The sequence below is a fragment of the Streptomyces sp. NBC_00631 genome (assembly GCF_045206895.1).
GTDB lineage: Bacteria > Actinomycetota > Actinomycetes > Streptomycetales > Streptomycetaceae > Streptomyces.
In genome coordinates, this window is record NZ_CP107734.1 from 10,992,341 (window position 1) to 11,013,320 (window position 20,980).

Consider the following 20,980-nt stretch of genomic DNA (forward strand, 5'->3'; position numbering starts at 1 on the left):
GTCGCACTTGGTCGTTGATCGAGCGGCCTCGGATCTAGGCCGGACGGAGTAGGGGCGGTGCCGGACCGACATGGTCCGGCACCGTTTTCGCTTCCTTCTGCGGGGTCTTCCGTTTCGAAGGATCAGTGGTCGAAGCTGAACCAGTTGATGTTGGTGAAGTCGTCCTTGCCGTCGCTGGTGAAGGTCAGGTAGACGGTGTGGGTGCCAGTGACGTCGGAGATGTCGGCGGACTTGGTGGTCCAGGTCTGCCAGCCGCCGGTGTTGGTCACCTCGATGCTGCCCACAGGGTCGCTGGTGCGGGAGTCGATCCGGACTTCGATCTTGCCTTTGACGCCGCTGCCGGCGCCGGAGGCGACCCGGGCCTTGAACTGGGTCGCGGCCTTGTCGCCGAACACCACGTCGGGGTATTCGGCCCAGTCGCCGGGGGAGATGTAGTCGACGTCCTGGCCGCCGCCGGTGTCGCCGGTGTTCTCGATGACGAGGCCGGAGGCGTTGAGATAGTTCTCGGCCTGGATCGTGCCGTACGCATCCGTACCGTTGTCCTGGGTGAAGGTGAACCAGTTGAGGTTGGCGAAGTCGTCCTTGCCGTCGCTGGTGAAGGTCAGGTAGACGGTGTGGGTGCCGGTGACGCCGGAGATGTCGGTGAGCTTGCTGGTCCAGGTCTGCCAGCCGCCGGTGTTGGACACTTCGATGCTGCCGACCGGCTTGCTGGTGCGGGAGTCGATGCGAACCTCGATCCTGCCCTTGACGCCGTCGGCGGCACCGGAGGCTACGCGGGCCTTGAACTGGGTGGCGGTCTTGGTGCCGAAGGCGACCTTGTCGTAGGCGGCCCAGTCGCCGTTGCCGAGGTAGGCGATGTCCTCACCGCCGGTGGTGTCGCCGGTGGCCTCGATGCCGACGCCGGCAGCACTGCTGTACGTCTCGGCCTGGATGGTGCCGTACGCGTCGACGGTGGTGGCGGACGATGCCGAGGATCGCCAGACGTAGGTGCCGACGGTCTTCGGCGGGAGGTTGTCGATGACCTGCTGCTTGCCGCTGCGCAGGGTGAATTCCTGGGCCGAGGAGCTGCCGTTGATCACGACGGTCGTGATCGTGTCGTCCGGGTTGAGAAAGGCCACCGTCGTGATGGTGTCGGTGCTGCCGTAGTCGCTCCAGATCCGCTGGGCGCCGCGCTGGACGAACTTCGAGAACTGGGCGAAGAGGTAGTACTCGGGCAGGGCCCACCAGGTGTCGCGGTCGTCGGGGTTCTGGAGCAACGGTGTCGGGTCGGGGGACCCCAGATGCTGGGCGTCGCGGTTCTGGTCGAGCATCGTGACCCAGGCGAGGTAGCCGGTCGACGAGCTGCGCATGTACCGCGCGATCCGGTCGGCGCCCGAGGTGCCCCACCACATCCGCTCGGTCATGATCATGTCGAGGTCGGGATAGTCGGCCTTGGCCAGGGACATCCGGCTCGGGTCGCCGGAGTAGTCGTGGAAGGCGATGGCTGTGCTGTTGCGGTAGGCGTCGGTGTAGCCGGACTTGGCGTTGCCGTACAGACCGGGGAGGTAGTTGTCGGCGTCGCCGAAGTTGTAGTCGTAGCCCCAGATCTCGGTCTTGATGCCGTGCGCGTCGAACTCCTTGCGCATGGCGTCGATGAGCTTCTGCTCCTGCTGCGGGGAGACCAGCATGCTCGGGTAGATGCCCGCCGGCCACATCGGCTCGTTCTGGGGGGTGACGGCGTGGAGGGGGATGCCCTGCTTGGCGTACGCCTGGACGATCTTGCGGTAATAGACGGCGAGCGTGGGGATGTACTTGTCCAGCAGATGGCCGTCGATCAGGCTGTTGTTGTCCTTCATCCAGGCCGGGGCGCTCCACGCCGTGCCGCACAGGACGAGGTCCGGGTTGATGCGGAGGGCTTCCTTGAGGGTCGAGATGATGTGGTTGTCGATGTCCTTCTGGATGGAGAAACGGGACAACGCCGGATCGGCCGGGCCGTCGTCGTATGTGTAGAAGTCTCCGTGACTGAAGTCGGACGCGCCGAAGCAGATCCGGGTGAGGTTGAAGCCTGCGCCCTTGGAGGGGTCGAAGAGCGCCCGGAGGACCTTGGTGCGCACGCCCGAGCGCATCAGGGACAGGTTGTGGACGGTCGAGTCCTCCATCGAGGAGCCGATGCCGAGCATCTTCTGGTACGTCCTGGCCGGGTCGACGGTGATGACCGTGCCGAAGTCTCTGCCCGCGGAGGTCAGGGCGATGTCGTTGCGCCGGCTGAGCTTGTAGGAGACACCGGCCAGGCCGACCTCCGGGTCGGCGAACCAGGTGGGGCTCTTGGGTGCGTAGCCGCTCGCCGTGGACTCCGAGCTCCACGTCACCTGGGCCTTGCCGGTGGCCGGGCGGCGGTTCGGGGTGGCGAGGGGGCGGTTCGCCGGAGCGGCACTGGCCCGGCCCGGCAGCGCGAGCGCGGATCCCGCGGCTGCCACGACGGCGGTGGCGGTCAGCAGGTCGCGGCGGCTGAACCCGTCCTCGTCCTGCGGGGTCGACGGGTGCGCGGGTGTGGAAGCGGGCGTGGACATGGAGCGGCTCCGGAGGGTGTGGTGGGCTCGCCCTTCCGGCGGGCGAGCGTCCGTTGAAGGCGTGGGGGGCGGCTGCTTTTGGGCGTGCCTGGGATGCGCGGGTCGGCTTTCGCGCCTGCGTCCCGCGTCTGGCGGCTACTTGAGGCCGACGGTGGCGATGCCCTGGACGAAGAAGCGCTGCAGGGCCATGAACAGGGCGACGATGGGGGCGATGACCAGGACCGAACCGGCCAGCATCAGGCCGTACTGGGTGCCGTACTGGCCCTGCGAGTACAGCGCGAGGGCGACGGGGAGGGTGTACTTGTCCTCGGTCTGGGCGGCGACCAGCGGCCACAGGAAGTTGTTCCACGAGCCGAGGAAGGTCAGGATCGCCAGGGTGGCCAGCGGCGGCCCGCACAGCGGCATGACGATCCGGGTGAAGGTCCGGATCTGCCCGGCGCCGTCGATCCTCGCCGCTTCCAGCAGCGAGTCGGGGATGCCGAGCATGAACTGCCGCATGAGGAACACCCCGAGTGGCGATGCGAGGAACGGCAGGATCATCGCCGGGTAGGTGTTGACCATGTGCAGCTTGGCCACGAGGACGAACAGCGGCACGAAGGTCACCACGCCGGGCACCATGAGAGTGACCATGACCAGGCCGAACAGCAGGCGCTTGCCGGGGAAGTCCATCTTGGCCAGCGCGTAGCCGATCATGGAGCAGAACAGCAGGTTGCCCAGCACGGTGAAGACGGCGACGATCAGGCTGTTGAGGAAGTAGTGGCCGATGTGCAGGTCGCCGAGCCAGGTCGTGTAGTTGTGCAGCGTCGGCGACTGCGGGAGCCAGCCGCTGGGGTCGCGCAGCAGCTCTCCCTGGGTCTTGAAGGACCCCAGGAGCATCCAGACGAACGGCAGGAGCGTCGCGGCGAGGGCGACGGTCAGCACCGCATAGGTCAGGACACGGGCGCGTCGCGGGGCCGCCGTGGGCAAGGCGCTACGGCCTCGGAGCTTGCCGGCGGCCGGGTCCGGGGTGGCTGTCGAGTGGGTCATGTTCGGTGCCCTCAGTCCTTCGGCCGCAGCAGGCGGAACTGCAGCAGGCTCAGCGCGGCGATCACGGTGAACAGCACATAGCTGGCGGCGGAGGCATAGCCGTACTTGCCGAAGCCGAACTGGTTGAAGGTGAAGTAGCTCACCGACAACGTCGAATCCAGTGGGCCGCCCTGTGTCATGACGAACGCTTCCTCGAAGAACTGGAGGTAGCCCACCGACAGCATGACCGCGCCGAGCAGCAGGGTCGGGCGCAGCAGCGGCAGGGTGATCTGTCGGAAGCGCTGCCAGGCGCTCGCTCCGTCCACCGTCGCGGCCTCGTGCAGTTCGACCGGGACGTTCTGGAGCCCGGCCAGGAAGATGATCATGAGCGTGCCCATGTTGCGCCAGGCGGTCATCACGATCAGCGACGGCAGGGCCCAGGTGGTGCTGTGCAGCCAGTCGGGGCCGTTGATGCCGATCCAGCCGAGCATGGTGTTGAGCAGCCCGTCGGGCTGGAGGATGAAACGCCAGACGACGGCGACGGCGACGATGCTGGTCACCACGGGGGTGTAGAAGCCGACCCGGAACACCGTGCGCAGCCGGGTGATCCCGTTGTTGAGGGCCACGGCCAGCGCCAGGGCGACGGCCATGGTCAGCGGGATGCCCACCACGACGACGATCGCGGTGTTGACCATGGACTTGCGGAACTGCTCATCGCCGAACAGGTTCGTGTACTGCTGCAGGCCGACGAAGTCGACCGCGAACGGCGTCTGCGCGTCGGTGCTCCTGAAGTCGGTGAACGACATCAGGAATGAGGACACGAGCGGGACGAGCATGAAGACGGCGAAGACCAGCATGAACGGCAGCGCGAACAGCCATGCCGCCAGTCCCTCCCGTCGCCGTGCGGTCGACGGGCCACCGCGGGTCTTACGGCTCCCCGCGCCCCGGCCGGCGCGGCGGTCGCCGGCCGGGGCCTTTGCGGTAGTGGTCGCCATCGATCAGTTCCCGGCTCCGACGGAGTCCGCGCTCTTCTGCAGCTCGCTCAGCGCCTTCGCCGGGTCGGTGCCCTTGACGATACGTTCGATCTGCCGGTCGGCGGTGTCACTGACCTGGTTCCAGGCGGTGTTGTTCGGTGCCGCCTTGACGCTCTTCAGCTGCTCCTTGAAGACGGCCAGCTTCGGGTCGGCGGTCAGGCTCGGGTCGCTCCAGGCGGACTGCACCGCCGGCAGGTCACCGGTCAGCTTGTACCAGCTGGCCTGAACGCTCGGCTTGGACAGGTACTGCACCAGCTTCCAGGCCGCGGCGCTGTGCTTGGAGTTGCGGAAGACGGCCAGGTTGCAGCCGCCGACCAGTGAGGTGGCGCTCTGCCCCTTCGGGAACGGCATCACGCTGTACTTCTTCTCGAAGCCCTTGCCTCCGGCCTGGTCGAGCGCGCTGATTTCCCACGGGCCGTTGATGAGTGCTGCGGTGGTGCCCTTGACGAAGCCCGACTCCGTCGCTCCGTCGGTGAAGCTGGCGTTGGGGTCGGCGATGCCCTTGGTGAAGAAGCTCTGGTAGTACTTCATCGCGGAGGTCATCTGCGGGGTGTCCAGGGTCCACTTGGTGCCGTCGCTGTTCATCAGCTCCGCTCCGCCCGACCACACGAACGGCAGCGCGCCCTGGAAGGCGAGGCTGCCGATGCCGCCGGTGGGCAGGCTGATGCCCCACTTGGTGCCCGCCTTGGTCTGCATCGCCTTGAGCATCGCCTGGAAGTCGGCCCAGGTCTTGGGCGGGCTGCTGTAGCCGGCCTTATTGGCGAGGTCGGTGCGGTAGTAGATGACCCGGGTGTCGACGTACCACGGCACACCGAGCGTGGCGTCCTTCACCTTCGCCGAGTCCATCGACCCGGGGAAGAGCCCGGTGGTGTCGATCCCCTTCGGCACCTGCTGGAAGGCGTTGGCGAAGTCCGCCATCCAGGTCGTGCCCATCTGGGCCACGTCGGGCGTCGTACCGCCCGCGATCGCGGTCTGGTACTTGCCGTGCGCGTTGGCCCAGGGGATCGAGGTCACGTTCACCTTCACCCCCGGGTTCTCCTTCTCGAAGCCTTTGAGGAGCTCCGGCAGCTTGTCCCCCTCGGTGCCCTGCGCCCACATGGTGATCGTGCCGGTGACCTTGCCGGACGGCACCGCACCGGCGGGCGCCGACGACGACCCGGTGTCACTGCGCCCGCAGCCCGCCACCACCAACACGGCGGCCACGCACACGGCGGCCGTAGAAGCCTTCCTGAGCACCATTGCTGCCTCTTTCCTGGGAAGCGCCATACCGCGGATGACGGAGGATCGATCTAAGCGCTTAGATCCTCGGTGTGGTCGGAATCTAAGCGCATAGGAGGTGGGCTGTAAAGAGTCGATGCCGATCACGTTACGGCTACGATCCAGCCCTGGACGGGCAGGCACTCGCCCCGGCGGCGTGTGGTCGAAGGGCCCGGGCGGCCTGTGCGGCAACACCTCTACCTGCGGAAAGCTCAGCGGCAAGAGGAGGCGGGAGTCTCACGTGGCGCTCCGGGGCCAGGCCCTCGGCATGGGTCGGCGGTCCTCCCGGGTGCCGTCGTACCGGGATCCGCACGTCGCGATCGGCCTGTCACCGTCACCGGCCGGATCCCGCCAAGATCTCGTTCCCGGCACCGGGGAGACCATGGCCCCGTGCCCGGTCTAAGCGCATAACATGGCGGCAGCAGAAGGCCGAGGAAAGGCAGGGGGAACGTGGCCAAAGCTCCGACGGTCTACGACGTGGCGGAACGCGCAGGGGTGTCCATCGCGACCGTGTCGATGACCTTCCGCCGCCCCCACAAGGTCAAGGAAGAAACCCGGAAACTCGTCGAGGCGGCTGCCGCCGAGCTGAACTACGTGCCCAGCGCGAGCGCGCGCGGACTGGCCCATGGCCACACCGGGGCGCTGGGCCTGTACGCGTACGACGTCTTCCTCCCGGAACCGGACGAAGCGCTCGGCACCACGGTGGGGGCCGGCACGCGTTCGCGCGCCACGGTGCCGGTGGTGCGGGAGGACCGCGACGACTATCGCCGTTTCCCGCTCTACGTCCATGAGGTGCAGCGCGGTGTCGAACTCGAGTGCTGGCAGCGCGGGTACGCCCTACTGATCGGCGGGGGCAGTCAGGCCGACGGCGCGACCCGGGTCACCGACATCGTCGGACGGGTCGACGGGCTCGCGCTCTTCCCCGACCACTCCCTCCCGGCCGACGTGCTGGAGCGCATCGCGCGCGCCAAACCGGTGGTCGCCGTCTCCCAGCGACCGCAGGACGACGGCCTGAGCACCGTCTCGGTCGACAACCGGGGCGGCATGCGCGCGATGACGGAGCACCTGCTCGTCGAGCACCGCATGCGGGATCTGCTGTTCGTCGGCTACATGAACACCTTCGACGCCCAGGAGCGGTTCGCCGGCTTCAAGTCCGCGCTGCGGGCGGCGGGACTGCGCGTGCCGAGCAAGCCCGCGGAACTGGTCGGCGACCATCAGGTGGAGACCGTTGTCGCCGACGTCCTGGCCAGGGACGCGCTGCCCGAGGCGTTCGTGTGCGTCAGCGACGAGATCGCCCTCGACCTGATGAAGGCGCTGGGGGAGCGGGGGGTACGGGTCCCGGAGCAGGTGGCCGTGACCGGGTTCGACGGGGTCGTGGCGGGGAGGATCGTCCGGCCCGCGCTGACGACCGTGCGCCAGCCGATGCAGGCGATGGGACGTGCTGTGGTCGACATCCTGCTGGAGCGGATCGCCGACCCGGCCGGGGCGCCGATCGCGCGGCGGCTTCCGGTGCAGGTGGTGGTGCGGGAGAGCTGCGGGTGCTCACGCGTCGCGTCTGAGCTTGCACGGGTCGAGGGCGGCGGGAGACGGGGATGAGATCGCAGCTGCGAGCCGATCGAGTTTGCCGGGCAGAAACCCGAACGTGGGGGAGCCCAGGGCTCGTTGGGGATCGGGGAAGGACCGCCTCGACCTCCCCAGGTGGGCGGTCCTTCCCGGCAGGCGCCCGGCCGGTTACCCGGGCGACCCGCGTTCCTGCCCGGCTCGCCGTGCGTGCACGGCGGCAGCCAGGTGATCTTTCAGCCCCATGTACTGCTGGCGGGCTTCGCCTGCCGACCGGAGCCGTGGAAGATCCTGGTGGCAGCCTCCCAGCACGCCGACATCACATTGCGAGAGGTCGCTGGGCCGGTCACGGCCGGGCAGCCGATGTCGGCGGCCCGCGCCGTCCGTGCCCGTCTCCCTCTGACGTATGAGCCTGACTTATGAGCCGGCCCGCGGCAGCGTCCGGGTGCGGCCGAGGCCGCCGAGCCAGGCGGCGGACGGTTTGGGGGTGCGCTCGAAGGTGTGGGGGTCGACGGCGATGAGGCCGAAGGTGGGCTTGTAGGAGCCCCACTCGTAGTTGTCGAGGGCGCTCCAGTGCAGGTAGCCGCGCACGTCGAGGCCGTCCTCCAGGGCGGCGGCGACTTCCTGGAGCGCGCCGGTGGTGTAGTGGATGCGGCGGCTGTCGTCGTCGGTGGCGATGCCGTTCTCGGTGACGATCAGCGGGATGTCGCCGACGACCTCGGCGGTGTGCCGTAGGGCGTGGCCGAGGGCCCGGGGGTAGTACTCCCAGCCGTTGAGGGTGCGTTCGGCGTCTTCGGCGGTGGGGAGCGGGCCGTCGGGGCCGATCCTGGTTCGGGTGTAGGACTGGACGCCGATCCAGTCGTCGCCGCGGGCGGCCTCCAGGAACACGTCCTCGCGGGGGTGGCGGTAGGCCGCGGTCACCTCCTCGGCGCCGGGCAGGGACTGGTAGACCTGGTTGGCGACGGTCCAGCCGACCTGGATGTCGGCGGAGATCGCCTTGACTGCGGCCGTGGCCAGGTGGTGGGCGTCGATCAGGGCGTCGCCGACGGCTTTGTCGGGGAGTGGGAGGCCCGCGAGGAGGGGCTCCTCGGTGCCCAGCTCCTGGACGGCGCCGAAGATCGCGGCGATGTTGGGCTCGTTGATGGTGCACACGTGCCGGACGCCGGTGCCGATGACGGGGGCGGTGGCGGTGACGTATCGCTCGAAGAGAGCGGTGGCGCCGTCCGCGGTCCATCCGCCGCGCTCGGCGAACCAGCGGGGCACGGTGAAGTGGTGCAGGGTGACCATCGGGCGCAGGCCGCGCTCCAGCGCACCCTCGACCATCCGCCGGTAGTGCGCGAGTGCCGCGCGGGAGAAGTGTCCCTCGGCGGGCTCGATACGGGCCCACTCGATGCTGAACCGGTAGTCGGTGAAGCCGAGCTGGGCGAGCAGGTCCATGTCCTCGCGCCACCGGTGATAGCTGTCGGCGGCGTCGCCGCTGCGCTCGGCGATGGACTGGGTGGCGGACCCGCCGCGCTGTTCCAGCTGCCACCAGTCGCTGTTGACGTTGTTGCCCTCGATCTGGTGGGCGGCGGTGGAGGCTCCCCACAGGAAGCCGTCGGGGAAGGGGAGACCGTCAGAAGTGGGGGACACGGAGGGGCCTTTCCAACATCGCGTCGACTGCGAGAGCGACGCTCATAGCGGGTCCGCGTGGAAGCGGGGGATGACACGGGGCGGAGCAACGAGGCCGGGCTCAGGGGCCGGTGGTCGTATCGACGGCCAGGCGCAGGTCGCGGCTGGAGCGTCCGACGAGGAGCCGGTAGCGGCCGGGCGGGGTGTGCCAGTCCTGTGTCGCGGTGTCCCAGATCTGGAAGATGCGGGCGGGTACGTGGACCTCGGCAGTGACGCGGGTGCCCGCCTCCGCGTGGACGGTGGCGAAGCCGGCGAGCAGGCGCACCGGCCGGTCGGGGCCGTCCTGAGGCGGCTCCAGGTAGACCTGGACGACCTCACGGCCCGCACGCGGTCCGGTGTTGGTCAGCTCCACGATCAGCTTGAGTCCGTCTCCGCCCGCGGGGCTGGGCAGAGTGGCGGAGACGGACGGCTCGGGGAGGGCCACGGACTCGTACGACCAGTGGGTCCAGCCGAGGCCGTGGCCGAAGGGGAAGGCCGGTTCGAGTCCGGCACGGTCCCAGGAACGGTGGCCGACGTGGACGCCTTCGGCGTAGTCGACGATGCCGTCGCGCGGGCGGGCGTCAGGAACAGGGACGTCCTCCGCCCTGGCCGGCAGCGTCCACGGCAGGCGGCCCGACGGCTCGGCGCGGCCCAGCAGCACATCGGCGAGCGCGTGCCCGGCCTCCTGGCCCGGCAGCCACGCCCACAGCAGAGCGGGGGCCTCGTCGGCCCAGGGCAGGAGCACGGGCGCTCCGGCGTTGACGACCACGATCGTGCGCGGGTTGGCGGCCAGGACCTGGCGGACGAGGTCGTTCTGGTGGCCGGGCAGGTCGATCCCGGTGCGGTCCCAGCCTTCGGACTCGACCTCCTCGTTGGTGCCGACCACCACCACGGCCACATCGGCGATGGCCGCCGCCGCCACGGCCTCGGCGATCTCCTCGTACGGCGTGGGCCCGGGGGGAGCGTGCCGCAGCTGCGCGGTGACGAAGCGGTTGTGCCCGCCGGTCTCGACGACGGTCAGGTCCACCACGAGGGCGACGCGGCGCGGTTCGTCACCGACGTGGACATCGATGTCCTTCAGCGGCGGGTGGTGGTGGCTGGAGTCGAGTACCAGCTCCACGCCCCGGTCGTCGTCCCCGGACCAGACGTCGTCACCGTCCGCCGTCACCCGGAAGCGGCCCACGCACCCGACCTGCAGCCGGTGCGTGCCGGGCTCGTTCAGGGTGACGACCGTTCGCAGGACGACGCGGCGGGTGGCCGGGGTGACAGCACCGTAGGCGCTCCAGTCGCCGTCGCGGCGGACCTCGCCGCCGATCAGGTTGCCGTCGGAATCGAAGAAGTCGGCCCGCAGCCCGCTCTCGCCGGTGTCCGGGTCCGTCAGCAGGTCGAGGGACACGTACGGCGCGCGCCTGCGGGAGTCGCCGCCGCGGTGCACGTTCAGACGCACCTGCTCGGGCAGGGCAGCGCGCAGCCCCTCGGTGAAGGGGACGGTGCGGACGGCGGGCACGAACGCGCTGCCACCCCCTTGCAGGTAGGGAGCCACCGCGTTCGGGCCGATCAGCGCCACACTCGTCAGTGTCTGCGGGGAAAGGGGCAGCAGGTCCCGCTCGTTGCGCAGCACCACGGCGCCGCGCGTGGCGACCTCACGCAGCAGGCCGAACTCCTCCGGCCCCGGCACGGGGGGAACCGCGGACGGGCGCAAAGTCTCCGCTTCCTCAAGCCGTCCGGTGTGTCGGGCCAGGCGCGCCAGGCGCAGCACTTTGTCGTCCACCAGCTGCTCCGGCACCTCGCCGCTGCGCACTGCCGCAACGAGCGCCTCGCCCCAGGGGCCGTGCGGGCCGGGCATCACCAGGTCCAGGCCGCCGAGCGCCGAGGCCACCGTCGACGCGGTGGCGGACCAGTCGCTGACCACCGGCCCGGCGAAACCCCATTCCTGCTTCAGCACTTCCCGCAGCAGCCGCGCGTGTTCCGTCATCGGCGCCGACCGAGTGCCGTCGTCGACGCCGGAGTAGGCGGCCATCACACTCCACGGGCCGGCTTCGGCCAGGACCTGCTCGAACGGCGCCAGGTACACCTCGCGCAGTGTCCGCTCGTCCAGCCGGGCCCGGTAACGGGTGCGGTCGGTCTCCGAGTCGTTGGCCACGAAGTGCTTCAGGCACGCGCCCACTCCCCGGCCCTGCAGACCGCGCACCATCGCGGCGGCCACGCGCGCGGTGAGCAGCGGGTCCTCGGAGAAGTACTCGAAGTGCCGGCCGGCGACCGGCGTGCGCTGCAAGTTCACTGCCGGTGCCAGCACGACATCGACACCCTTGCGCAGCGCCTCGACGGCGAACAGCTCCCCCAGGCGTTCGGCCAGGTCCGCGTCCCACGCCGCTGCCAACGCGCTGGGAGCCGGAGCCAGCAGACCGGTCTCGTCCGGGTCGTCCAAGGTGCCGCGGACACCCTGCGGGCCATCTGACACCGTCACCGCCGCCAGTCCCAGGCGGGGCTCGGCCGGCAGTCTCCACAGGCTCGCGCCCGTCAGCAGCCGGACCTTCGACTCAAGGTCCAGGCCCTTGATACGGCAGGCCAACTCGGCGTCATCGGGCAGGGCAGCGCGGCTCATGCAGGTCCTTACATCGGATCTAAGCGCTTAACTTCTTCGGTACGGCGGAATCTAAGCGCATAGAAACTGGGCTGTAAAGAGCCTCCGAGCTCCTCCGACCTCAGCCTCGGCCTTCCGGGCAGGCGTCTGGCGTACAGAAAAACCCTGCCCCGCCGCGCTGGTCAGGCGTGGCGGGGCAGGGCTCAGCGTGGGTCGGGCCGACGGCTGCTCAGGCAGCCTTGCGTCCCCTTTGCCCGTGCGCCCGGATGATGTCCGCGTACCGGTGGCCGGTGCCCTTGATCGTCCGCTTCTGCGTCTTGTAGTCGACGTGGACCAGGCCGAAGCGCTTGTCGTAGCCGTAGGCCCACTCGAAGTTGTCGAGCAGGGACCAGGCGAAGTAACCGGCCAGTGGGGCGCCCTTGCGGGCGGCGGAGGCGCAGGCGGCCAGGTGGCTGATCAGGTACTCCTGGCGTTCTGGGTCGTCGACCGTGCCGTCGGGGCGTACGACGTCCGGATAGGCGGAACCGTTTTCGGTGACGTACAGCTTGCGGGCGCCGTACTCGTTCGTGAGGCGGAGCAGGAGGGTCTCGATGCCGGAGGCGTCGACCTCCCAGTCCATGCCAGTGCGGGGAACGCCCAGGCGGGGGACCTCGCGGACTCGCGGGGCCGGACCGGTGGGGTCGTTGGCCACGGTCTTCGGCATGTAGTAGTTGAGGCCCAGCCAGTCCAGGGGTGCGGCGATCACCGACAAGTCGCCTTCCCGCTCCGGGAGTTCGACGCCGTAGACCTCCTGCATGTCGTCCGGGAATCCGCGGCCGTGGAGCGGGTCGAGCCACCAGCGGTTGGTGTGTCCGTCCATGCGGCGGGCGGCGGCGAGGTCTTCTGGTCGGTCGGTGGCGGCGTGGATCGTGGAGAGGTTGGTGACGATGCCGACCTGGGCGGACGGGGACGCGGCGCGGATCGCCTGCGTGGCGAGGCCGTGGCCGAGGAGCAGGTGGTAGGAGGCGCGGACCGCGGCCGTGAGGTCGGTCAGGCCGGGGGCCATCGTGCCTTCCAGGTGGCCGATCCAGGCCGAGCACAGGGGTTCGTTGAGGGTGGTCCAGTGGTTCACCCTGTCGCCCAGTCGTTCGGCCACGACCGAGGCGTACGCGGCGAAGTGCTCGGCGGTGTCGCGCGTGGGCCAGCCGCCGCGGTCCTGGAGTACCTGCGGCAGGTCCCAGTGGTAGAGGGTGACGGACGGGGTGATGCCCGCCTCCAGCAGGGCGTCGATCACCTGGTCGTAGAAGGCGAGGCCCTTGGCGTTGACCGGTCCGTCGCCGCCGGGCAGCACGCGCGGCCAGGCGATCGACAACCGGTAGGCGTTCGTGCCGAGTTGGTGCATGAGGCCGATGTCCTCGCGCCAGCGGTGGTAGTGGTCGCAGGCCACGTCGCCGGTGTCGCCGCCCGCGATTTTTCCGGGAGTGTGCGAGAAGGTGTCCCAGATCGACGGCGAACGGCCGTCCTCCGACACGGCTCCCTCGATCTGGTAGGCCGCCGTGGCCGTGCCCCACAAGAAGTCATGCGGGAGGGCGGCGAGGTCGATGCTCACGAAAGTCCTTTCAAGATCGGTCACTTGACGGCGCCCGCCGTCAGCCCGGCGACGAGATAGCGCTGGAGCAGCAGGAACCCGGCGACCACGGGGACGCTCACCACTAGCGAGGCGGCCATGATCTGGTTCCAGTAGACGTTGTTGAGCGTGGAATACCCCTGGAGTCCGACCGCAAGGGTGCGGGTGGCGTCGTTGGTCATCACCGACGCGAAGAGCACCTCACCCCAGGCGGTCATGAAGGCATAGACGGCGACCGCGATGATGCCGGGGATCGCGGCGGGCACGACGACCCGGAAGAGCGCGCCAAGCGGGCCGCAGCCGTCGACCAGCGCGGCCTCGTCCAACTCGCGCGGCACCGAGTCGAAGTACCCGATCAGCATCCAGATCGAGAACGGCAGCGAGAAGGTCAGGTAGGTGAGGATCAGGCCGCCGCGGGAGCCGAAGAGGGCGATGCCGGTGGCGTTGCCGATGTTGACGTAGAGGAGGAACAGCGGGAGGAGGAAGAGGATGCCGGGGAACATCTGCGTGGAGAGCACGGTGACCGTGAAGACGCGCTTGCCGCGGAACTCGTAGCGGCTGACCGCGTAGGCGGCGAAGACCGCGATGACGACTGAGCAGACGGTCGCAGCGCCCGCCACGATCAGTGAGTTCATGAAGTAGCGAGCGAGCGGGATCGTGGACCAGATGTCGATGTACGGCCGGATGGTCAACCGGCTCGGCAGCCAGTGGAACTCGCCCGTGACGTCGGCCAGGGGCTTCAGCGAGCTGGAGACCATGACGTAGACCGGCAGCAGGACGAAGCCGGTGAGCAGGGTGAGGAAGATCCGCCGGGACCAGAAGAAGGTCCGGGGCGGCGCCATCGGGGAGCGGGGCGTCGGGGCAGCGCTAGGCATCGGCCGGCTTCCTTCCTCGGGAGGTGACCACGAGATAGACGCCTGTGACCGCGAGCAGGAACAGCAGCAGGAGTACGGACATGGCGGATCCGGTGCCGAAGTTCCAGGTGACGAAGGACGCCTGGTAGATGTGGACCGAGATGAGGTCCGCGGCTTCCGGGGCGGCCTTGCCGAACAGGACGTACGGCGTGTTGAAGTCGTTGAACGTCCACAGGAACAGCACCAGCACCAGCACCTGGTTGACCGGCCGCAGGGACGGCAGCGTGATGCGGCGGATCTGCTGCCGCATCCCGGCCCCGTCCAGGGCGGCCGCCTCGTACAGCTCGCCGGGGATGTTCTGGAGTCCGGCCATGAGGGTGAGGAAGGCGAACGGCCAGCCCTTCCACACGGACACGGTGAGCAGGGCGTAGAAGCTGTTGTCGCCGATGAGCCAGAAGGACGGCTTGTCGGTGAGGTGGAGCTGGTCGTGCAGGACGTGGTTCACCAGGCCGTTGTCGTGCTGGAACATGAACACCCAGGTGATGACGGCCGCGTAGACCGGCAGGGCGTACGGCACCAGGAACAGGGCGCGCAGCAGGCCGCGGCCGCGGAAGGTGTCCTGCATGTAGATCGCCGCCGCCGTGCCGATCAGCCAGCACAGGCCGACCGACAGGAGGGTGAAGGCGACGGTGACGAAGAAGGAGTGCAGCAGCGCCTGGCCGACGGGGGCGTCGAAGTCCACCGACACCTTGTAGTTGTCCAGACCGGACCAGGGCGCGGTGCCCCAGTCGCGGATGTAGAACTGCGTGAGTTCCTTGAAGCTCATCACGATGCCGATGACCATCGGCACCAGGTGGACGAGGAGTTCGAGGAGCAGAGCCGGTAGCAGGAGCAGGTACGGCAGTCCGATGCGGCGGATCCTTCCGGGGCGGCGGAAGCGGGGCGTTTGCTCCGCCGCCCCGGAAGGGGTCTTTGGCACGGCGGCCTCTGTGGGGGCAGTGGTCGTCATCGTGCTCACTTCGCCGGCATCTGCTGCTGGGCCTTGTCGAGCGCCGCCTTCACCGATTCGGTGGTGACCGCGCGTCCGGCCGCGACATCGGCGAACAGGTCCTTGACCGCGGTACCGACGGTCGTCTCGAACTGCGACTCGTCGGCGACCTGGGGCAGCGCGGCGGCGCTGGTGGCGAGGGTGTCCTTCAGGACCTTGTTGGCCCCGGCGTTGAAGGCGGAGTCCTCCTGGGCGCTCTTCACCGGCGGGATGGAGCTGTAGGCGGTGTTGAGGATCTTCTGCTCGGCGTCGCTGGTCATGAACTTCACGAACTTGGTGGCGCCGTCGAGGTTGTCGGTGTTCTTGAAGACGGCCAGGTTGATGCCCGCGACCATCGAGTTGACCTGGGTGCCGGTGCCCGGGGTGCCGGACTGCACCGGGACGGGGGCGACGCCGTACTTGTCCTCGCTCATGCCCTGCGACTTGAGGTTCGCCGCCGCCGACTGCCACAGCAGCATGGCCTGCTTGCCCTTGGCGAAGTCGCTCACGGACTGGTTCTGCGCGTACTCGGCGTCGCCGGTCGGGATGACCTTGTCCTTGGCCATCAGGTCGACGTACTGCTTGACCGCGGCCACCACGTTGTCGTTGGTGAAGTCGGGCTTGCCGTCGGCGGTGAAGAAGTCGGCGCCGTGCTGCTTGGCGAAGACGAAGACGTGGTGGATGTTCTCCGACAGGTTCGAACCCTCGGCGCCCAGCGCGGACTTGCCCTTCGCCTGGATCTTCTTGCCGTCGGCGATCAACTCGTCCCAGGTGGCCGGGGGCTTGGAGATGCCGGCGTCGGCGAAGATCTCCTTGTTGTAGTAGAGGGCGTAGGACATCGAGTACAGCGGTACGGCCGCCGGGTCCTTGCCCTGGGCACCCGTGGAGCCGAGCGCGGAGTCGACGAAGCGGTCCTTGCCGCCGATCTTGGCGAAGTTCTTCGCGTCCCACGGGAGGAGACCGCCGGTGGCCTGCAGGGAGGCGCTCCAGGTGTTGCCGATGTTGAGGACGTCGGGGCCCTGGCCGGAGGTCGTGGCGGTGAGGATCCGGTTGAGCAGGTCGGACCAGGGCACGACCTCCAGCTTGACCTTGATGCCGGTCTGCTTCTCGAACTTGTCCAGTTCGGGCTGGAGGACCTTCTTGTCTGCCTCGATGCTGGCACCCTGGTTGGAGGCCCAGTAGGTCAGGGTCTTCGGTGATTCGTTGGACCCGCCGCTCGTCGACGAGCCGCCGCCACAGGCGGTCACGACGGTCAGCAGGGAGATGGTGACCGCACCTGCGGCCGCGGCTCGGGTTCTGCGCATGGCTCTGGCGTCCCTTCCAGGGGGCTGACTCACGAGTGCGTTCGCTTCTGGAACCACACCGCATGAGTTAATTTAGAGCGTGATTTAAGCCGCGAAGGAAAGTCGCGTCAAGGGCTGGGGCGGCGGTATCTTGCAGGTTGAGCCGATTCGAAGGGGACACAGCATGGCGGGGCGGAGCGGGCGGACAGTGCGTGACCTGCGGCGGGGCAATCGCACCGCCGTATTGCAACGGTTGTATTTCGACGGGCCGATGAGCCGCTTCGAGCTGGCACCGGCCACCGGTCTGAGCGGCGGCTCCATCAGCAACGTGGTCGCGGAACTGGTCGAGGACGACCTTGTCGAGGAGGCCGGCACCGTCGAGTCCGACGGCGGCCGCCCCCGCACCCTGCTGCGCGTCGCACCCTCCGGCGGCCACATGATCGGCGTCGACGTCGGCGAGACCCGTGTCCGCGTCGAGCTCTTCGACCTCACTCTTACCGAGCTCGCCCGCACCGAGCGGCCTCTGGAGCATCACGGCTACGACGTCGAGGTCATCGTCGGCCACATCCGCGACGGCATCGCCGAGATCCTCACCGAGACCGGCATCGCCCCCGAGCAGCTCCTGGGCGTTGGCATCGGTGTCCCCGGCATCGTGGCCCGTACCCCTGAGCAAGGCGCCGTGGTCCACGGCCAGACGATCGGCTGGGACGCCGTCCCGTTCGAATCCCTGCTGCGTTCGACCTGTGAACTCCCCGACTCCGTCCCGTACTTCATCGACAACGGTGCCCGGACGCTCGGTCAGGCCGAGATGTGGTTCGGCGCCGGCCGCGGCTGCCGCAACGCGATCGTCGCCCTCTTCGGCTCGGGCATCGGCGCCTGCCTCGTCACCGAGGAGGTCGAGTACGGCCGGCCTCTGGAGTGGGGGCACGTGACCGTGCAAGTCCGGGGGCGGCGCTGCCGCTGCGGCGCGCTGGGCTGCCTGGAGGCGTACGCGGGCGCGGGGGCACTCCTGGACCGCTGGCGCGAGGGGGGCGGGTGCCCGCCGGAGGGCGTCGACGAGGAGACCGCACTGGCGGCTATGCTCGCTGCCGCCCACCCGGCCGAGGGCACCGACGCCGACCCGGTGGCCCTGACTGTCCTCGAGGAAGCCGCCGAGTTCGTGGGCGCCGGCCTGTCCGACCTGATCAACCTCTTCCAGCCCGAGCGGATCCTCATCGGCGGCTGGGTGGGGGTTCTGCTCGGCACCCGCTTCCTGCCCGCCGTACGCCGGCATGCCGCAGCGTACGCCCTGCGATATCCGGCCGAGCGCGTCTCCATCGACCTCGGCAAGCTCGGCCCGGATGCGGTCACGGTCGGCGCCGCGACCCTGCCTCTCGCCGACTTCTTCGCCCGGGGCGGACAGCGCGGCACGCGTAGGCGTGAACGCGAGGGCGCGGCCGGCTGATCGGGCAGGGAGCCCGACGTGCGGCCGTACAAGTCCTTCACGTCCTCGCGGGGAGGTCATCGGCCCAGCTCGCGAGCCGGGTCTGTGCCGACGCCGCGACCTCGATGCTCTCGGGTTTATCGCCGCGTCGCCGAGTTGTGCGAGCGGCCCCATCCGGAAGCTATGGATTCAATTCGGCCATGGCCGAGACCTTGACGCCTGAAGGGTGCTTCCGTTACTTCTTAAATTAATTCGTGACGCCCTAAGTGTCGGGGTTCACGTGGGCCTGCGGCGTGTTACCGGCCGCGTGCCCAGAGCTGCGCACCTCCCCGGCGCAGCTCTGCTCGCCCGGGATGGCGAGCCCAGCACCCTCAAGGAGCCGCCCCATGTCCACGTCTGCCTCCATACCCGCGCATCCGCTTTCCCCGCAGGACGGGTCCCCGCTCGGCCGCCGCACCTTCATGGCCGCCGCTGCCGCCACGGCGGCCGGGGTGGGGTCCGTGCTCGCGCTGCCGGGTCGGGCGAGCGCCGCCCCGAGCCGTCCGGCTACCGCCGGCAAGGTCCAAGTGACCTGGACTTCGGAGTCCACGGCGACCGGCTACGCGCCCAAGAGCGGCAACTGGTACACCGACCCGGCCACCGGTCTTGCCTCGGTCGCCCACAAGCTCAGCCGGCAGAGCGACCTCGCCCTGACCCGCTCGGGCAAGGACTTCGGGACGGTGATCGACGTCGACCCGGGCAAGGCGTACCAGAAGATGCTCGGCATCGGTGTGTCGATGGAGGACTCGACCATCCACAGCCTGTCGCTGATGAGCAAGGGTGCGCGTACCAAGGCGCTGCAGGCTCTCTTCGACCCCGGCAAGGGTGCCGGTTTCGACCTCACCCGGATCTGCTTCGGCACCTCGGACTTCAGCCACGGGGAGTTCTACACCTACGACGACGGCCCGGCCGACCCCACCCTGGCGAACTTCTCCATCCAGAAGGACATCGACAACCACATCATCTCGACCCTCAAGGAAGCCCTTCGGATCAACCCGAAGCTCACCATCTGCGGGACGGCGTGGAGCGCGCCGGCCTGGATGAAGGACAACAACAGTCTCATCGACGGCCACCTGCTGGACGAGTACATCCCGACCCTCGCCCGCTACTACCGCAAGATCGTGCAGGCGTACGCCAAGCAGGGCATCCACATCCACGCCGTGACCCCCCAGAACGAGCCCGGCTGGCCCGCGGGCCACTACCCGAGCATGCTCGTCTCCGCGCAGCAGTCGGCGAAGCTCATCAAGGCCATGCACGCTGAGTTCGACGCGCACGGCATCACTACCAAGATCTGGGCCTGGGACTGGAACTTCGGCGACATCGGGACGTACATCTCCGACCTGCTCGGCGACCGGGACTCCGGGTACAGCGACGCGTACCGCCAGGCCGACGGCATCGCCTGGCACGACTACTCCGGCGACCCGAGCACCATGTCCCTCATGAAGACCAGCTATCCCGACCTCGACATGATCATGACCGAGCGGATGCTGTGGGGCACGGACGGCGCCGACCGCATCGCGCGCTATCTGCGCAGCTGGTCGACGGGTTACATCTCCTGGGTCACCCTGCTGGACCAGAACCGGGCCACCCAGAACTACGGTTCGCCCGACCCGACCCCGCTCGTCCAGAGCACCACCGACCGTGACACCTACTGGGCCCTGCCCGAGTACTACTTCTTCGCCCAGTTCTCGAAGTTCATCCAGCGCGGCGCGAGGCGGATCTTCAGCGACTACGGCAACACCAGCACCGTCACCACGGTCGCCTACCGCAACCCGGACGGCACGATCGCCACCGTCGTCATCAACGGCACTGCGTCGTCCCAGGACTTCACCCTGCGCAGCGGTGAGCAGCAGCTCACGCACACGCTGCCCGCGAAGACCGCCGGCACCTACGTCTGGACACCCGCGAACTCGCGCGCCGCCACCACCGACGCCTACGGCAGGATCCAGACCGAGGCGTACGACGAGGCCTCCGGTGTCGCCGTCGAGGTCACCGGAGACACCGGCGGTGGTGAGGACATCGGCTGGCTGGGCAACGGCGACTGGGTCAAGTACGGCAAGGTTGCCTTCGGCAGCAAGGCCGCGACCCAGATCAAGGTCCGGCTCGCGTCCGGCGTCGCCGACGGTGTCACCGGCCGGATCGACATCCGCCTCAACTCCCGCAGCAGCAAGCCGGTCGGCAGCGTCAAGGTGTCCGGCACGGGCGGCTGGCAGACCTGGGCCACGAAGAGCTCCGCCATCTCCCGCGTCACCGGCACCCACACCGTCTACCTGACCTTCACCAGCGACCAGTCCTCCGACTTCGTCAACCTCAACTGGTTCACCTTCACCCACGACAATGGCACCGACGCCTACGGCACGATCCAGGCCGAGGATTACGGTGACGCCTCGGGCGTGACCGGCGAGCCGACCGGAGACACCGGCGGTGGGACGGACATCGGCTGGATCGCAGACGGCGACTGGGCCGCGTACCCCGACGTGGTCTTCGGAACGAAGGCGGCGACCAAGTTCCTGGCGCGGGTGGCCTCCGGCGCCGGCGACGGCGTCAGCGGCCGGATCGAGGTCCGGCTCGACTCCCGCACCAGCACCCCGGTCGGCACCATCACGGTGTCCAACACCGGTGGCTGGCAGACCTGGACCACACAGTCGGCGGCCATCTCCGGCGTCACCGGCACGCACACGGTCTATCTGACCTTTGCCAGCGACCAGTCCGACAACTTCGCCAACCTCAACTGGCTCTCCTTCGCCCGCTGACCGCCTCCCCGCAGTCAGGGCGATTTCCCCGCGCCAGGGACGCTCGCCGTCTCTGACGCACCCGTCCGGGGCTTCGGCAGCGCCACGCACGTTGCTGAAGCCCCGGACGTCAGTTCACGCCGTGATCCGCAGATCGTCCAGGGGCTACGGCTGACCGGGTCGGCTCTCGAGCTGCCTGCGCACCGCGCCGACGAGCACGGCGCGTGAGCGACCGCCGGGCCCCGGCGAATGCAATCCGCCGTGTCCGACACCTTCACGCCCGGCACCTGAGAGAGCTTCCATAATGGCTTGAACTAAGGCGTGGCACCCTTTCGGGCTCCCGGTTCACGCGGACCCCACTGCCTTCGACCGAGCAC

11 protein-coding genes and 4 pseudogenes are annotated in these 20,980 nt (G+C 68.9%); 4 read left to right on the top strand and 11 right to left on the bottom strand.

The annotated features are described in order from the left end of the window. Positions 1-122 precede the first annotated feature (122 nt). From OHB00_RS49665 to OHB00_RS49685, 5 genes and pseudogenes are all read right to left on the bottom strand, one after another. A pseudogene (locus OHB00_RS49665) lies at positions 123-530 on the bottom strand (carbohydrate-binding protein); the annotation flags it as partial. Between the two features lie 24 nt (positions 531-554). Beyond that, positions 555-2,549 (bottom strand): annotated as a pseudogene (locus tag OHB00_RS49670) (carbohydrate-binding protein); the annotation flags it as partial. A gap of 135 nt (positions 2,550-2,684) precedes the next feature. Beyond that, complete coding sequence (locus OHB00_RS49675; protein WP_406445452.1) at positions 2,685-3,575, bottom strand: carbohydrate ABC transporter permease; 891 nt, start codon at positions 3,573-3,575, stop codon at positions 2,685-2,687. A gap of 11 nt (positions 3,576-3,586) precedes the next feature. Beyond that, positions 3,587-4,549 (bottom strand): carbohydrate ABC transporter permease, encoded by a 963-nt coding sequence (locus OHB00_RS49680; protein WP_406445453.1) that lies wholly within the window; start codon positions 4,547-4,549, stop codon positions 3,587-3,589. 3 nt (positions 4,550-4,552) lie between these two features. Continuing rightward, a complete protein-coding gene (locus OHB00_RS49685) occupies positions 4,553-5,827 on the bottom strand; it encodes a sugar ABC transporter substrate-binding protein (protein WP_406445455.1) in 1,275 nt (424 codons plus the stop codon). 468 nt (positions 5,828-6,295) lie between these two features. Here OHB00_RS49685 and OHB00_RS49690 point away from each other — a divergent pair, with 468 nt between their 5' ends. Further along, a complete protein-coding gene (locus OHB00_RS49690; RefSeq protein WP_406445457.1) occupies positions 6,296-7,441 on the top strand; it encodes a LacI family DNA-binding transcriptional regulator in 1,146 nt (381 codons plus the stop codon). 381 nt (positions 7,442-7,822) lie between these two features. Here the strand turns inward: OHB00_RS49690 and OHB00_RS49695 are convergent, their stop codons facing one another. The 6 genes from OHB00_RS49695 to OHB00_RS49720 form a co-directional block, all read right to left on the bottom strand. After that, complete coding sequence (locus OHB00_RS49695; protein ID WP_406445458.1) at positions 7,823-9,037, bottom strand: glycoside hydrolase family 1 protein; 1,215 nt, start codon at positions 9,035-9,037, stop codon at positions 7,823-7,825. Between the two features lie 100 nt (positions 9,038-9,137). Continuing rightward, positions 9,138-11,660, bottom strand: a complete 2,523-nt coding sequence (locus tag OHB00_RS49700; RefSeq protein WP_406445459.1) for a beta-glucosidase — start codon at positions 11,658-11,660, stop codon at positions 9,138-9,140. Positions 11,661-11,868: 208 nt separating this feature from the next. Then, positions 11,869-13,227 (bottom strand): GH1 family beta-glucosidase, encoded by a 1,359-nt coding sequence (locus OHB00_RS49705; protein ID WP_406445460.1) that lies wholly within the window; start codon positions 13,225-13,227, stop codon positions 11,869-11,871. A 20-nt stretch (positions 13,228-13,247) separates the two neighbouring features. Beyond that, a complete protein-coding gene (locus OHB00_RS49710; protein ID WP_406446342.1) occupies positions 13,248-14,087 on the bottom strand; it encodes a carbohydrate ABC transporter permease in 840 nt (279 codons plus the stop codon). A gap of 25 nt (positions 14,088-14,112) precedes the next feature. Beyond that, complete coding sequence (locus tag OHB00_RS49715) at positions 14,113-15,108, bottom strand: carbohydrate ABC transporter permease (protein WP_406445462.1); 996 nt, start codon at positions 15,106-15,108, stop codon at positions 14,113-14,115. A 5-nt stretch (positions 15,109-15,113) separates the two neighbouring features. Then, a complete protein-coding gene (locus tag OHB00_RS49720) occupies positions 15,114-16,430 on the bottom strand; it encodes an ABC transporter substrate-binding protein (RefSeq protein ID WP_406445464.1) in 1,317 nt (438 codons plus the stop codon). Between the two features lie 163 nt (positions 16,431-16,593). Between OHB00_RS49720 and OHB00_RS49725 the strand changes: the two genes are divergently transcribed. The 3 genes and pseudogenes from OHB00_RS49725 to OHB00_RS49735 form a co-directional block, all read left to right on the top strand. Then, a complete protein-coding gene (locus OHB00_RS49725) occupies positions 16,594-17,853 on the top strand; it encodes an ROK family protein (protein WP_406445466.1) in 1,260 nt (419 codons plus the stop codon). Between the two features lie 734 nt (positions 17,854-18,587). Then, positions 18,588-20,144 (top strand): annotated as a pseudogene (locus tag OHB00_RS49730) (carbohydrate-binding protein); the annotation flags it as partial. 72 nt (positions 20,145-20,216) lie between these two features. After that, positions 20,217-20,624: pseudogene (locus OHB00_RS49735) on the top strand (carbohydrate-binding protein); the annotation flags it as partial. Between the last annotated feature and the right edge of the window lie 356 nt (positions 20,625-20,980).

What these genes read in the sequence shown, in the direction of transcription:
- OHB00_RS49725 (WP_406445466.1), top strand. Translation starts at nt 16,594, where the DNA reads ATGGCGGGGCGGAGCGGGCGGACAGTGCGTGACCTGCGGCGGGGCAAT.
- OHB00_RS49715 (WP_406445462.1), bottom strand. Translation starts at nt 15,108, where the DNA reads ATGACGACCACTGCCCCCACAGAGGCCGCCGTGCCAAAGACCCCTTCC.
- OHB00_RS49675 (WP_406445452.1), bottom strand. Translation starts at nt 3,575, where the DNA reads ATGACCCACTCGACAGCCACCCCGGACCCGGCCGCCGGCAAGCTCCGA.
- OHB00_RS49720 (WP_406445464.1), bottom strand. Translation starts at nt 16,430, where the DNA reads ATGCGCAGAACCCGAGCCGCGGCCGCAGGTGCGGTCACCATCTCCCTG.
- OHB00_RS49710 (WP_406446342.1), bottom strand. Translation starts at nt 14,087, where the DNA reads ATGGCGCCGCCCCGGACCTTCTTCTGGTCCCGGCGGATCTTCCTCACC.
- OHB00_RS49685 (WP_406445455.1), bottom strand. Translation starts at nt 5,827, where the DNA reads ATGGTGCTCAGGAAGGCTTCTACGGCCGCCGTGTGCGTGGCCGCCGTG.
- OHB00_RS49700 (WP_406445459.1), bottom strand. Translation starts at nt 11,660, where the DNA reads ATGAGCCGCGCTGCCCTGCCCGATGACGCCGAGTTGGCCTGCCGTATC.
- OHB00_RS49680 (WP_406445453.1), bottom strand. Translation starts at nt 4,549, where the DNA reads ATGGCGACCACTACCGCAAAGGCCCCGGCCGGCGACCGCCGCGCCGGC.